The organism is Brachyspira hampsonii 30446 (assembly GCF_000316195.1).
GTDB lineage: Bacteria > Spirochaetota > Brachyspiria > Brachyspirales > Brachyspiraceae > Brachyspira > Brachyspira hampsonii_C.
The window spans coordinates 200,255-215,280 of sequence record NZ_JH994110.1 but is presented as its reverse complement, the minus strand read 5'-3'; the positions used below and the strand labels follow the sequence as shown (position 1 = coordinate 215,280).

Below are 15,026 nucleotides of genomic sequence, written 5' to 3'. Positions count from 1 at the left end.
AATATTATTTTTTAATAAAGCTTATGCTATAGAAGCAGCCGAACAATAATTAATCTTCATAATTCTCTTTTTTGTCTATATACTTTCTTAGCAAAGTTTTTATTCTATCGTATTTAAAACCTTTACGCATTAATGTCTTTATAATATAATCTTCTTTTCTTTCTTTATTTTCATATAGTTTATAATATTTTCTTATAGCATCTTTTAAGGCTTTATCGTCTATTTTATCGCTTATAGAGTTTTGTGCTTTTTCTATTAAACTTGGCTTTACTTTATTTTTCTTTAAATAATCTATTATATGCCTTTTGCTTTTGCCTTTAAGTTTTAAGCTATTAATTGCTATTTTTACGAATCTTTTATCATCTATAAGATCATATTCTTTGCAGTAGTTTACAGCATGTTTAATAAATCTTTTTTTATGACCTTTTTTTGTGAGTTTCTCTCTAAGCATACCCTCGCTTATAAATCCGCGTTTAAGTATTGATACAGCGGATTTTCTTGCGGCAGACTCAAAAGCTCTGAATCTTATATGAGGTATTTCATCATATTCAAGCTCCATTCCCTCATATAAATCAAGTTCATAGAGTCCGTTTTTGGGTATAGTAAATACATCTCCGCCTGATACTTTAATGTATATTTTATCGCCTTTTAATTTCATTTTTAAAATAACCATAATAAAAACAGTATAATAAATATAAATAGTTTTTCAAGTATAATTTAAAATTTTATTTCTTATTTATTTCTTATAAGATAAAATAAAATCTATATCTTCAGAGCTTAATATATTTTTAGGTATTATTATAGCAGACATTTCATCTGTATAGAGAAATATGCATTTATTTGCAGAATCTATTTTTTTTATTTCATCTTTATTAAATTTACTTGTAGATTTGTCTTCTTTGAAAATTACTTTATCATCATATATAGTTAATTCTTTATCTCCGAAAACCTTATCTAATTTACCGCTTCTTGCATACTCTTTCACTTTTTTCACTATCTTTTTTTCAAGACGCTTTTTATATGTAAATATTTGAAGTATAGAAAAAGCAGATACTAGTAAAGCTATTATCACTATTAAAAATGCATTATTCCTGAAATATATTGCCATAGAGGCAAATACAATGATATAAAGTGCTATGAGTATAATAATAGTTTTTTTTATTGATGAGGTCATATTTGAATTTGATTTTAAATAATGAAGCTGAAAATCTATAAAGTCATCTTCAGTTAATCTATATTTATATTCTTTTTTCATTATTTTTATATACCTTTTACAAATATTTAACTTTTATTAGTATAGTATAACTGAATATTTTTTCAAGTATTTGATTTTTTCTATTTCCAATTTTTATTTGCAAGTTTGTCTAAAGCATATTTTTTATATTTTTCTCTCAAAGTAATTGAAGGTATCCACCAAGCTATATCAAAAACTTTTTTCTTAATTGATTCAATCTTTTCTAAATAAATATTATAATCATCATAAGTCTTTATTATATATACGCTGTAAGCATAAAATGCATGTTTATCTCGGTCTATTTCAACATCTAATTTTTTCATTGTCTCATGGCATTTTTTATAGAATTCATTTTTATTTTCAGCTTTATAATTATTAAATACAAATAAAAATGAATAGAAATTATAAAAATTGGATTCTTTTAATAGATTAAATTTTTTTTCTTTATAAAAGTTAAATATACTGCTGAATACAGATAAAGCATCTGATGCTGTTTTTTCATCTTTTTCTATAGAATGAACAGCTGATGATTTTCTTTGAACATAATAATACTCTGCATTATTATTGTAATACATATTCGGATTATATACTAAATATTTGTAAAAGAATTCACTGTCTTCGGCTACAATATAATTTTGAAATTTTAAATTATTATTTGTAATAAAGTATCTTTTATATAATTTGTTCCAAACTGCGACAAGAGGATATTCAGGAGTATTTTCTTTTTCTGTTGTGCTTATATCAAAGCTGCTTTTTCCTTCTTTCCAAGTATTTTTAAACTTTTTTTTCCATATATGTATTCTATTATGATAATAAGGTTTTATATATCCTTTATTATCATTAACGGTATATATATTGTTTGTAAAAACTATGTCGGCATCATATTTTTTTGCTGTACCATATAAACTCTCCAAATAATTATTATTTATAAAGTCATCAGAGTCTATAAAAGAAATATACTCTCCATTACTCAAATCAACACCTATATTTCTTGAAAGTCCTACGCCGATATTTTTTTCATTGTTTATAAGTTTTATTCTATTATCTTTTTTTATATATTCTTTTATTATATTTTCTGAATTATCAGGAGAGCAGTCATTAATACATATTATCTCTATATCTTTTAAAGTTTGATTGATAATGCTCTCTAAACATTTAGGCAAATATTTTTCTATATTATATATAGGTAAAACTACGGATACTTTAATCATAAATTATAACCTTAACAAATTTTTATTCCCAAGATATTCTATATTCTTCTTCTATGTTATATTGAGAGTAAGCAGGATCAGTTATAGTAAATTGGAATTTTATAGAATTATCTGTAAAAGTGAATGCTGCCATGAATATATGATTTTCATTTTGATCATTTATGAAATCTACTATTTTTATAAATTCTGTTTCTTCACTATATTGGTTAGTTATATCCATATAAGCATCAGTAAAATAACTCCATTCAATTTTGTTTTCTGATACGGTAATTTTATTATTTTTATTTTGATTATAATATACTCCTATTCTCTCTTTAAATTTTATATTTGTACTGTCTGAAATTTTTTCAAATGGAATTTCATTGCCTGAATATTTTAATTTAGCATATAGAAAATCTATAAAATAGGTATTTGGAGCAACTCCGTTTATGGTTTCTTTTATATCGAAAGAAAAAGTTTTATTTGTACTCTCCGGATTTCCAAGTACATAAGTTCCTAGATTATTTGCTTTATCTGCTTTACTTGCTATGAAATTTATATTTCCTGTTTCAAATATTATAAAATTTAATTCTATGTCTTTATCAAAATTACCATTGACAATATATCTTCCTGCTCTATCTTTAAGTTTAAGAGTTTCATTTGTTCCTGTGGGCATATTGCTGCATGATAGTAATACCATTGATATTGCCGAAATTAATATAAATTTTTTAGTATATTTCATAAATATTTCCGTTTAATTAAAAATTATATACTTATTATATAGAAATCATTTTAAAAGTAAAGCAAATAATACAAAGTTATCATAATATTTTTAAGTTTATGTATATAAATTTTTTACTATTTATGTTATAATTTATTTATATAAATATAAAATTTTTGAATATCTATATATTTTTTATAATATATTTTTAATATAAGGATTTTAGACATGATAAAAAACAAAGAAAGACTTTTATGGATATTTCTTTTAATTTTTGTAGTAGCAATTTCTTTTTTTAATTTTAAAAGTCCTTCGCTTGCAATAGCACAGCAGGGGAATGCTCAGTCTGATAATGATTTTTATTATTACAGCAGATTATTTCAAAAAGTATTTGCCACATTACAGCAGAATTTCGTTGATACTAATAGTGTAACAACAAAAAAACTCATGTATGGTGCTATAAAAGGAATGCTAGAGGCAACTGATGACCCATTTACATTTCTTCTTGATGAAGAATTAAATACAGCATTAAATACTGAAATGTCTGGAAAATACGGCGGAGTAGGGCTTTCTATTTCAAAGAATGCAGATAAAGGTTTAATGGTAGTTTCTCCTATAGAAGACGGTCCAGGTGAGAAAGCTGGTATATTATCAGGAGATATCATAACAGAGATAGACGGTAAAAGCACAAAAGATATGTCAGTTGATAATGCGGCAAATATAATGCGCGGTAAAGAGGGTACTAAAGTTACTCTTACAATAGTGAGAGATGGGGTTGCTGAACCTATTAAATATCCTCTTACAAGAGCAATCATAGAAATAAAAAGCGTTAAATATAAAATGGTTGATGATTCTATAGGTTATATAAGAATAACTACTTTCGGTGATGATACAGCAAAAGATTTAGAAAATGCTTTGATAGATCTTAAAAAACAAGGTATGAAAAAACTTATACTTGATTTAAGAAATAATCCGGGCGGAAGACTTGATACTGCCATAAATATAGTAGAAGAGTTCCTAACTGAAGGAAAAATAGTTTATACAAGAGGAAGAAGCAGAAATGAGAATCAGGATTATTATGCCTCTAAGAAAGGCGATGAATGGCTTGAAGGCGATACATTAGTTTTAGTTAATCAGTACAGTGCTTCTGCTTCTGAAATACTTTCCGGTGCTTTGCAAGACAGCGGAAGAGCTAAACTTTTGGGTGAAACTACATTCGGAAAATTCAGTGTTCAGTATGTACTTCCATTAGATGCAAGAGATAATACTTCTTTCAAATTCACTGTGGCACATTATTACACTCCAAATGGAAGAAGGCTTCATGGCAAAGGCTTAACTCCTGACTTTGTTGTAGTAGAGCCTAAACTTACAAGCACTGATATAACTGCTTTAACAGAGCTTAGAAAAGGCGGACAGATTTCTGCTTATGCTAAAAAATATCCTAATGAAAGTTCAGATGCAGATGCTTTGCCTGCTTTCAAAGAGGAGCTTAGAAAACAAAATATAATGCCTAGCGATTATTTGCTTGAGCGTTTGATATATAATGAAAGAAACTTAGATAATTATAAAGAGATATATGATCTTCGTTATGATAAACAGTTAAAGGCTGCTATTGAATATTTACAAACAGGTAAAGAGCCTCCTCAGGATAAAGAAGAGCCTAGAGAAAATTGGTCAAATGAAAAAGAAGAAAATTAATAAGTTTTAATTTCTTTAAATATAAGGGTGATAGTATTTTTTAATATTATCACCTTTTTTAATTGCATAAATATATTTGATAAAATCATCATATATGTATATATTGACTTTTTGATTTTAATAGTTTATCTTTTAAGAGAGGTTTATATTAATTTTAAAGATTGTATTATGTCATTAATGCTATATTCCAAAAATATAATAAACATTTTCGGTAGGCGACCTACGCTCTGCAAGGCACCATTTGGGTGGCATAACAATAATAGGAAAATAATATGAGTATGGGGACTATAAGATCTATTCCAGCAATGTTTGTGCTAAACTTAATAACTTTAGGAATATATCATTTCTATTGGGTTTACTATATTACTTTAGAAGCAGAGAAGTTTACAAAAAGAAAAGATATATCTCCTGCTTTGGAGCTTTTACTTTCTGTTATGACTTGTAATCTTTATACTATATATTGGTATAATAAATACGGAAATATCATTCATAAAGAAATAGCCTTAAAAATAGATGAAAATGATAAAGACAATAAAACTCAAATAGTTATGACTGCAAGCATTATAGTATTATTAGTAGGAATTCCTATTATAGGAATTTTATGCTATGTGCTTTTTTTTGGATTATTAGTAAGCACTATGGCTTTAGTTTATAATGATTTTAACTTTATTGATTTCATTGATAATCCTGAAGCATTACTAATATTTTTGGGTACTATATTGATTAGTTTTATTATTCTTTTTGTAATTACTGCCTCTTTAATTATTCCAGATATAATTATGCAGAAAAAATTAAACTCTATATGGGAAAAAATTAGAAGTAAAAAATACAATAACAAAATAGATTAACCCAAATAAAAGTATTTAAAATGAAATATAATACTAAGCTATTTTAATGAAAAAGTAATATTGTTTTAAATTTCATATATTATTAAAAGATATTGGAGTTCTAATAATGAATAGAAAAAAATTTAATTATTTCAATTATAGAAAAAATATTAGTATGTTTTTCAGGAATAGCTTTAACTTTGGAGGGTGGCAGCAGGATTCTTTTCTTTTATTGATACAAAAAATTATATTCATACTGTAGGAGTGGTTGAAAAGTTAGATAGAAAAAAATAGTATATAACCCTAGAAAAATTGGATATAAAAATGTAATGGTAATAAGTTATGAAGCTGATAATCATGGAACATTATATACTACTTTAAGAAGTCATTATCCATTTAGAAAAGTAGGTGATGAATTGCCTTTATGGTATGATCCTGATGAACCAAAAATATAAAACTTCCGCTTTCTGATAGTATTTCTTATATATTAAGCATTGTTATAGGATTGCCAATAATTTATTTTGGACTTTATATTGTAAAGAAAAATCCATTTTTAACGGTATATATCTTTTATAGTTTTTTAATTCTATGATTATTTGAATATTTTTATTTCTTTAATTTTAAGATATATATAACAATTTATTGCAAAAATACTAAACTATAATATACTATCATTTATTTATGAAAAAAACTGTTTTATTTTTTGCTTTAATTCTTATTATGGCGGCTAATCTTTACCCTCAAGTTTTCAAACCGTTTAGAAAATTATATACTATACAAACAGAAAAATTTGAAATAATCTTTCCTATAGAGTCCAGAAGAACAGCTGAGAATCTGGCAAAGGTTGCTGATGATATATATTATAAATATTCTAAAATTTTAAATAGCACAGTAAGAGGAAAAATACCTATAACTATCACTCCAGACTTTAATATTTTTAATTCTTCAGCAATGATAATACCATATTCAACTCTTATTTTATATGATACTAATATAGATGAAAACTTTACAAGCTATAATAACAACTTTGAAACAGTATTTATACATGAACTTACTCATTTACTAACTATGGCATCAGAAAATACAGGACTTGCAACAAAGGTAATGGGAAATTGGGCTTCTTTTGTACATCTTAATGCTATGCCTTTTATGATAGAGGGGGCTCCTGTAAGTATGGAAAGTTTCACAGGATTTGGCAGGGCTAATGACCCGCTTATTAAACAGAGATTAAGACAGGATATATTTGAAGGCAATTTTAGAACACCAATTCAAACATCCTATTTATGGACTAAAAGCCCTTATGGAGATGTATATTATGAATACGGCGGACTTTTCTCAAAATATTTACAAGATAGATTTGGAATGGAGAAATATAATGAGTTTTGGAAAAAAATGCAGACTAGTCTTAGTTTTTCATTTCTTATTTATAACTCTGGAGTTTACGGAGCTTTTAAAAAAGTATACGGAATAAAATTTACTGAGATATGGTCGGACTTTCAAAACTATTTGGTGCTTACAGATATTAATCCAAGCGAAGAGTTAAGAGTAAATGATAAAGAAACTTTTATTAATGATATTGCCTCATACAATGATACTCTATACTATATAGACGGAGACATTGGAGCATTATACTCATATAAAGAAAAAAGAAATAATGAAAATAATAAAAAAGATTTAAAATTAGAATTTTTAATAGATAAAAGTTCTGAAAGTTTGGATATATCAAAAGACGGAAGCAATGCCTTGATAGTATCATATATGTATAACGGAGGACTTTATAAATACATTGTAAAAGAATATGATTTAAATAAAAAAACTAGAACTAAAAGAAAATGGTTTGACATGCAGTATGCAAGATATTTTAGAAATGGGATTATAGGAATATCAAAAGATTTACACAACTCTATTTTAGTATACATAAATGAAAATAATGAAAAAGAAATTTTATTACAGGCAAATGATAATTTCGGATACGGTTTTCCTGCGGTTATTGATGATAATAATATAGCATTGATAGTTGCAGAAAACGGAGTAAAACATATAGCAATATTTAATTATAATGACAAAACATTAAAATATATTTATACAAAAGATAATACTCTTAACTATGTACGCTATTTAAAATACTCAAATAATAAACTTCTTTTTTCGTACAATAATAATGACAGGTTTTACAAGCTAGGTGAAATTAATTTAAATAATAACAGCATTAAGCTATATACAAAAGATTATTCAGGAGGAGTATTTTCTGCTGTATATGCTGGAGAGAGCATTTATTATAAAGGGAGATTTTCAGAGTTTGACAGGCTTATGAAGTATACAGACAATACATCTCAAACAAAAAACTTTACATATACAGACAAAACAATTAATAAATATGATTTTACTCCTCAAATGGAGATTGGAAATTATAATAGTTTTAAATATTTTAAGCCTTGGTCTATGTGGGTGCCTCTGCCGCAGATGAGTGATAGTTTTCCTTTTCTTATAAATGGGCTTGGAATATTATCTGTAGTCTCTTCTCCTTCTGCAAATGATTTGGCTTTAATATGGCTTGGATATGATATACCTTCTAATTTTCTTCAGACAGAATTAACTGTTACATCTTTTAGTATGCTTTATCCTTTGTACTTCGGATTTAAAAGCGATGTAGTATATTCTACATACAATTATTGGAGATTAAATACATACCTTGCCATGCAGTTTCTGCTTAATACAGAAAGCGATAAAGTGCATTTCTTATTAGAGCCTACGATTTCGGGAGCTTTATTCTCTGAATTTGTTAATCCTCAGACCAATACATCATCAGCATTTACTTGGAAATATTCTTCATATACTGTTAATATTTCCTTAAAAGCATCAATGATATTTAGAGTGAGAACTGACAAGCCGTACAGAGATGATTTAGTTGATATTACCATATATCCAACATACTCTATAAAATATAATAAATTTGCAATAGACTTCAGTACAAAGTTTCAAACAAGATATGTTCCTATAAGGGCAAGTTTTTACGGCTCTTATGCATTTGGTACAAATACGGCATTTGACGGCTCTTCTACAGTATTTGGAGGAAGATATGTTAAAGCTCCTGAAGAGTTTTATTCATATATACAAAATAAAAAATATAAAAGCAGTCTTCTTTTGGGAGGAGATTTTGAGCTGTTAGGATATTTAGATTCACAGTTTAATTTAAGTCATATATACTTTGATAATTTCTTTGCATCTCTTTCATACAGATATGCCTATTATGCGGCAGAATACATGCATTCTGCCGCTGTAAAAGTTGGATTTGATGCAAGCATACCTATATCAGGATATCAGAATATTGTTACAGGAGAACCTTATTTACTTTTGGCTTTGAGGATTCCTACAAGTCTTGATAAGAGTGCAATTCAAAACTACCCTACTTTGAATGATATATATATAGGCTTTGGTTTTCAAATGTCTTGGTAATTAATTCTATAAACCTAATAAAAACTTGGGTGGGCGTTAATAAATTAAAGTAAAGTAAAAAGACAAATAAAATTTAAATTTCATAATTAAATAATAGACCTAGAGGGTGGGAATTAGAATAAAGCCAAAAATTTAAAAACTTTTTTCTATCCCCGCCCTTTATAATTTATTACTTTACTTTGAATTTTAGCTTTATATTTATTTTATTGTTTAAATAACATCTGTTAGCACCCGCCCAAGTGAATTTTTAATTTATTGCCTATACACCGCACGGTAAATGAAACAAAAAATATAAATCTGATTAAAAATTCAATTTTTACTATGTTTTGAAATTCTTTCTGCGTGCGTTAAAGAAGTCTTAAACCTAATTACATTTTGGGTGGGTGTTAATAAATTAAATTAAAGTAAAAAGACAAATGAAATTTAAATTTCATAATTAAACAATAGACCTAGAGGGTTGAAATTAAAATAAAGCCAAAAATTTAAAAACTTTTCCTCTATCCCCACCCTTTATGCTTTCTTATTTTACTTTGAATTTTAGCTTTATACTGTTTTATTGTTTAAATAACATTTGTTAGCACCCGCCCAAGCGTATTTTAAATTTATAGCCATACACTGCTAAAATATTTAAAATATAGGGAAACTTTTAATCATATAATTCGTCTAATTAATATATATTAGAATTTTCATCAGGAGAAAACTATGAAACGCGTTATTCTAGTTATCTTTATTACAGTTGTATTATCTGTATCATTATTCGCTGAAAGAAAAAATTATTATTGTAGTAATGAACCTTATACTTACTTTATATATAATGGAGATTCTCTTACTAAAGCTCAATTAGATAAAATAATGGAATTAAAAAAAGAATATCAGCCTAAAATCTCAGAATTAAGAAAAAAAATGTATTTGGAAAGAAATAAAATAAATTCAGAAATATATAAAAGAAATCCTCATGAACTTATTATTAATAATTCAATAAATTTAAATATGGAATATGCTAAAGAATTAAGAAAGATAGTAAATGATTTTCTTCAAAAATATAATAAAATAAAAAATAAGAAATAATTCATACAATAAACGAAACCAAGTATTATAAAAAGGAGAGATAATCAGTCTCTTCTTTTTTATATAAAATTATTTTTTATATTTAAATAAATTGTTTTTACATATATAATATAATTACTAGTTTTATAAGTTATAAACAAATTGAAGGAATACAAAAAAATAGAAAATTACAATATGAATTATTATAATTTTATTCATAATATGAAAGCAGATTCCGGACTTTCATTCCTTAAAAAACTCAATTTTGAAACATTTGAAAATAATGATTCATTTTTTTATGATTTAACTGAAAAACTAAAAAATGATAAAAGATTAAATATTCGCTATAATGATACTGCAATACTTCAGCTGCTTGTAGATTCTTATATAGATGAATGTGCCTATAACGGCGATGATGAAAGTTTTGAAAATGTTATAGGAAGTGTAAATTCAATACTTATAAAAAATAGCGGTAATTTATATGCTAGAAATAAGGCTGCATTTTTATATTATACTAAATATATTTATGATTATGATGATATTTATTATGATATAGCATCAGATCATATAGAAAGAATAATTCATTATAATAGCGAAATTAGTCATTTTATTTCGGCAATATTAAATCATTTTAAATATAGTATAACTAAAAATAATGAATATTTTAATAAGGCATTAGAATCGTATAAAGAAGTATTGAATTTAATAGGCAGTGATATAAATTTAAGCTATAATATTTTTTCACTCTATAAATGTAAGTATTCCAATGCAGAAAAAGAGAAACATCTTAATATTGCTGCAGAAGAATATTTACAAATATTAGATTTTGATAATGATAATATATTCGCTTTAGAGCATATAGCTGAATTATATAAATCCCAATTTATTATTACTAAAAATCCTGACTATTATTTGCTTTCTATAAATTATTATATAGATTTGTACTACACAAGTAATGATATTGATGTTTTACTTAATATAGGTTTTTTACATACTATTATGTTCAAGTACAGCAAATATATACATTTTTCTGATGATGCTGTTTCTGTTTTAAAAAAGATAGAAAAGATTAATAATTCTAAATTATATATTCTTTTGGGATATATTTACTGTATAAGATATAGTTTAACTCAAAATAGCGAAGACTTCTCTTCTGCTATGAATTATTACAATGAAGTAAAAAATTCAGATAATAATGCATATTATTTTATAGCACACATTTATATTTTATGCTATAAAAATACAAAAGATGAATTATATTTTAATGCTTCTTTGTCAGCATTCAATCATTTAGATACAGATGATACAGATATATTAAATTCTATTGCCTATTTGTATGAATGCCGATTTTCAATAACTAAAAATAAAGATGATTTTGATAGTTCTTTATTTTATTATAATAAAGCACTTGCTATAGACAGTGATTATTTTTACACATATATTAATAGATTTGAATTATACAGATTGGCATTTTTATATTTTGATGATGTAAATTATTTTAAATTTGTTATTAATGATTATGAGACTTTATTAAATGAAGGACAATTATATAATGATAATGTATTAAATTATTATATGAATTATAACTTGGGCTGCTTTTATCATTTTTTATACAGTAATAGTTTGGAAGATAAGTTTTCATGCTCTGATAATAATTTAAGAGATGAATTTTTCAGTAAATCATTATTATTTTTCAGTCATTCAAATTCACTCATTGCTATAAGCGATCTTTATAGGCTTAGATATATTGAAGATCATAACGATGATAAATACTTTAATTTATCATTGTCATATATAGAAAAACATTTTAATAGTTTCAGATATGATATAAAAAATTTATCCCAGAAAGCTATGCTGTATTATGAGGCATACAAAGTAAAAAAGGATATAGAATATTTTAATACTGCTTTGGAAAATTTTAATTATGCTTTAGAGATAAATGAATATGATAAAACATTATATTATAATTTGGCACTTCTTTATCATTTACAATTATTAGAAAGCAGTTTTGAGAATTATAAATCAGCTGAAAAAAATTATCTTAAAGCTATTGATATTGACAGTACATATTATACTGCATTTGAGAATTTGGGATTTTTGTATAACAATCTATACAGTAATTATAATGTTGAAGAAATTTTTAATAATAGTTTATCCTGCTTTGAAACTGTATTATATAATAATCAAAAATCATTAATATCATTAGAAGGATTAGGTGATATATATTATTTAAAAATTTATAATAATACTTTTGATAAAGAAATTAAATATGAATATATTATGAAATCTTTAGATTATTACAATGCTGCTTTGTATAATGGGGCTGGTATAGATATTATTTATAAAAAGTTAAGCAATATTTATTTTATATTATTCAGCGAATACAATGACAAAATTATTATAAATGATTATTTTGATAAATATATCAATCTTATGCATGAAAATAGAATTCTTGCTAATAAATATTTATTCATTTTAAATAATGTTATGTATGATATTCATAAAAATAATAAATATCTGATAAAGGCTGGTAAATGTCTTAGCAGCTTGAATATAGATATATTTTCTCTAAGGTTATGTATTGATTTTTTTAAACATTTATTTTCTATTACCAAAAGAATAAAATATGCTTTATTTTCATTATTTTATTTGGAATATATAATTAATATAGAAAAAAATAATATAGATTATTATTTTGACATGGGAATGATGCATTATCAAATATTTCTTAGAACTAAAAATTATGAATATGCTGTAAACTCTTTTCATTGCTACAGCAGAGTTTTGGATATAAACTCTAAATATCCTAAATGCAATTATAATAGAGCATTAATCTTAAAGCATTTATTTGAAAAAACTTCAAAAATGTATTTTATAGAAAATGCTTTTGATAATCTTATATCTTCTGTAAATCTTGGAAATATAGAAGCATATTCACTTATGGGAGATATATATTTACTTTTATATAAAAGAGAAAAACCAGATGAAGAATATTTGGACAGGGCTATATGTAATTATAATCTATCTATAGAAAATAATTATTATGGCAGGAATAATTATGAAGTTTATTTTAGTTTAGGAATATGCTATTATTTTAAATATAAAAAACATAGAAAAGTAAATGATTATTTTAATAATTCTTTATATTACTATAAGAAAGCATTGACTATCAATAAAAAAAATATAAAAATAAAAAGGTTTATTAAATATCTTCAAATAATAAAAAAAATTCCTCATTGATAATCATAATAAATTAATTTGATTTAAATAAATTATAGGTATATAATAGTAAACATAATATATTGATATTAATTTTATATAAGGGGTAGTAATATGAACTTTAATTTTTATATGCCTAGTAAAGTAATATTTGGATGCGGTTCATTAGAAAAGCTGCATAAACAAAAATTGCCAGGTAAAAAAGCATTAATAGTTACAGGCGGTACATCTGTAAAAAAATACGGATATTTAAAAAGACTTCAAGAACAATTAGATAAAGCAAATGTAAATCATGTTTTATTTGACAAAATACTTCCTAATCCTATTAAAGATCATGTAATGGAAGGTGCTGCCTTGGCTAAAAAAGAAAACTGTGATTTTGTTATAGGAATAGGTGGCGGAAGCAGCATGGATTCTTCAAAATCTATTGCTATAATGGCTGCCAATGAGGGAGATTATTGGGATTATATATTCGGCGGTACAGGTAAAGGTAAACCTATACCAAATGATCCTTTGCCAATAGTGGCAATAACTACAACTGCAGGTACAGGAACAGAAGCAGATCCTTGGACTGTTATTACTAATGGAAATGAAAAAATAGGATTCGGATATGAAAAAACTTACCCTTATCTTTCTATAGTAGATCCTGAACTTATGAAAACAGTGCCTCCAAAACTTACAGCTTATCAAGGTTTTGATGCTTTATTTCATAGTACAGAAGGTTATATAAATAAAATTGCTAGTGAAATGAGTGATTTATTTGCTTTAAAGGCTATAGAACTTATAGGAAAAAGTTTGGCAGATGCTGTTAAAGACGGAAATAATATGGAAGCTAGAGAGAATGTTGCTATGGCTAATACTTTGTCTGGTATAGTAGAAAGTACTTCAAGCTGCACTTCTGAACATTCTATGGAGCATGCTATGAGTGCTTATTATCCTAAACTTGAACATGGTGCAGGACTTATCATTATTAGTAAAGAATATTATACAGTTATTGCTAATTCACATGACTGTGATGAAAAAATGATTAATATGGCTAAAGCTTTAGGTAAAAAAGATGCTAGTAAAGCTATGGATTTTGTTGATGCTTTAGTTGATTTACAAAAAGCATGCGGAGTTGATAATTTGAAGCTTTCAGATTATGGAATGAAAAAAGAAGATTTACCAGATATAGCTAAAAATGCTAAATTTGCTATGGGCGGATTATTTGAATGCGATCCTCATAATTTTACTGATGATGAAGTTTTAAGTGTATTAGAAAAATCTTATAAATAATTTTATGTATTGATTTTATAAATAAAGAAAAGCTATAGTAATTTTACTATAGCTTTTTTTGAAATTACCTGTTTTATTTTAAAAAAAATTATTAAATTTAATAATTTATTTATCAAAAATTTCAATTATTTGTTACTATATATATAATAATAGACTTGTTTCAAAACTACTTGACAAGATTAATTATTAAAATTATTTAATTTAACAATTACAAATATAATGTTTTACATGTTGTATAAATTATTGTTTTAGTATATAAATATGCAGTCTTTCGCCTGCCGTAGGCACATACAGTGAGACGTATTTCGTAGGGCTAGTCCCCACAGAATTATAAAAAATTAGTTTTGAAATTTGAAATA

10 protein-coding genes and 1 pseudogene are annotated in these 15,026 nt (G+C 25.3%); 7 read left to right on the top strand and 4 right to left on the bottom strand.

The window, feature by feature from the left end:
• Positions 1–49 precede the first annotated feature (49 nt).
• The 4 genes from A966_RS01110 to A966_RS01095 all read right to left on the bottom strand — a co-directional run bounded on the left by A966_RS01110 (position 50) and on the right by A966_RS01095 (position 3,166).
• Positions 50–658 (bottom strand): regulatory protein RecX, encoded by a 609-nt coding sequence (locus tag A966_RS01110; protein ID WP_008721630.1) that lies wholly within the window; start codon positions 656–658, stop codon positions 50–52.
• Between the two features lie 78 nt (positions 659–736).
• Positions 737–1,255, bottom strand: coding sequence for a YcxB family protein (locus tag A966_RS01105; RefSeq protein WP_008721629.1), 519 nt, complete (start codon positions 1,253–1,255; stop codon positions 737–739).
• A gap of 80 nt (positions 1,256–1,335) precedes the next feature.
• Positions 1,336–2,445, bottom strand: a complete 1,110-nt coding sequence (locus tag A966_RS01100) for a glycosyltransferase family 2 protein (protein WP_008721626.1) — start codon at positions 2,443–2,445, stop codon at positions 1,336–1,338.
• Between the two features lie 22 nt (positions 2,446–2,467).
• The gene (locus A966_RS01095; protein WP_008721623.1) at positions 2,468–3,166 is read right to left on the bottom strand and encodes a hypothetical protein; all 699 of its coding nucleotides are present in this window, start codon (positions 3,164–3,166) and stop codon (positions 2,468–2,470) included.
• Between the two features lie 207 nt (positions 3,167–3,373).
• Between A966_RS01095 and A966_RS01090 the strand changes: the two genes are divergently transcribed.
• From A966_RS01090 to A966_RS01060, 7 genes and pseudogenes are all read left to right on the top strand, one after another.
• Positions 3,374–4,843, top strand: coding sequence for a S41 family peptidase (locus A966_RS01090; protein WP_008721621.1), 1,470 nt, complete (start codon positions 3,374–3,376; stop codon positions 4,841–4,843).
• 272 nt (positions 4,844–5,115) lie between these two features.
• Positions 5,116–5,691 (top strand): DUF4234 domain-containing protein, encoded by a 576-nt coding sequence (locus A966_RS01085; protein WP_008721618.1) that lies wholly within the window; start codon positions 5,116–5,118, stop codon positions 5,689–5,691.
• A 125-nt stretch (positions 5,692–5,816) separates the two neighbouring features.
• Positions 5,817–6,262, top strand: a pseudogene (locus tag A966_RS01080) (hypothetical protein).
• 89 nt (positions 6,263–6,351) lie between these two features.
• Positions 6,352–9,126 carry a hypothetical protein gene (locus A966_RS01075; protein ID WP_008721616.1) on the top strand — a complete coding sequence of 925 codons (2,775 nt, stop codon included), beginning with the start codon at positions 6,352–6,354 and terminating at the stop codon, positions 9,124–9,126.
• A gap of 702 nt (positions 9,127–9,828) precedes the next feature.
• Positions 9,829–10,194, top strand: a complete 366-nt coding sequence (locus A966_RS01070) for a hypothetical protein (RefSeq protein ID WP_008721614.1) — start codon at positions 9,829–9,831, stop codon at positions 10,192–10,194.
• A 174-nt stretch (positions 10,195–10,368) separates the two neighbouring features.
• Positions 10,369–13,413: a tetratricopeptide repeat protein gene (locus A966_RS01065; protein WP_008721612.1), complete on the top strand. Its 3,045-nt coding sequence runs from the start codon at positions 10,369–10,371 to the stop codon at positions 13,411–13,413.
• Positions 13,414–13,506: 93 nt separating this feature from the next.
• Complete coding sequence (locus A966_RS01060) at positions 13,507–14,667, top strand: iron-containing alcohol dehydrogenase (RefSeq protein WP_008721610.1); 1,161 nt, start codon at positions 13,507–13,509, stop codon at positions 14,665–14,667.
• The last annotated feature ends 359 nt before the right edge of the window (positions 14,668–15,026 follow it).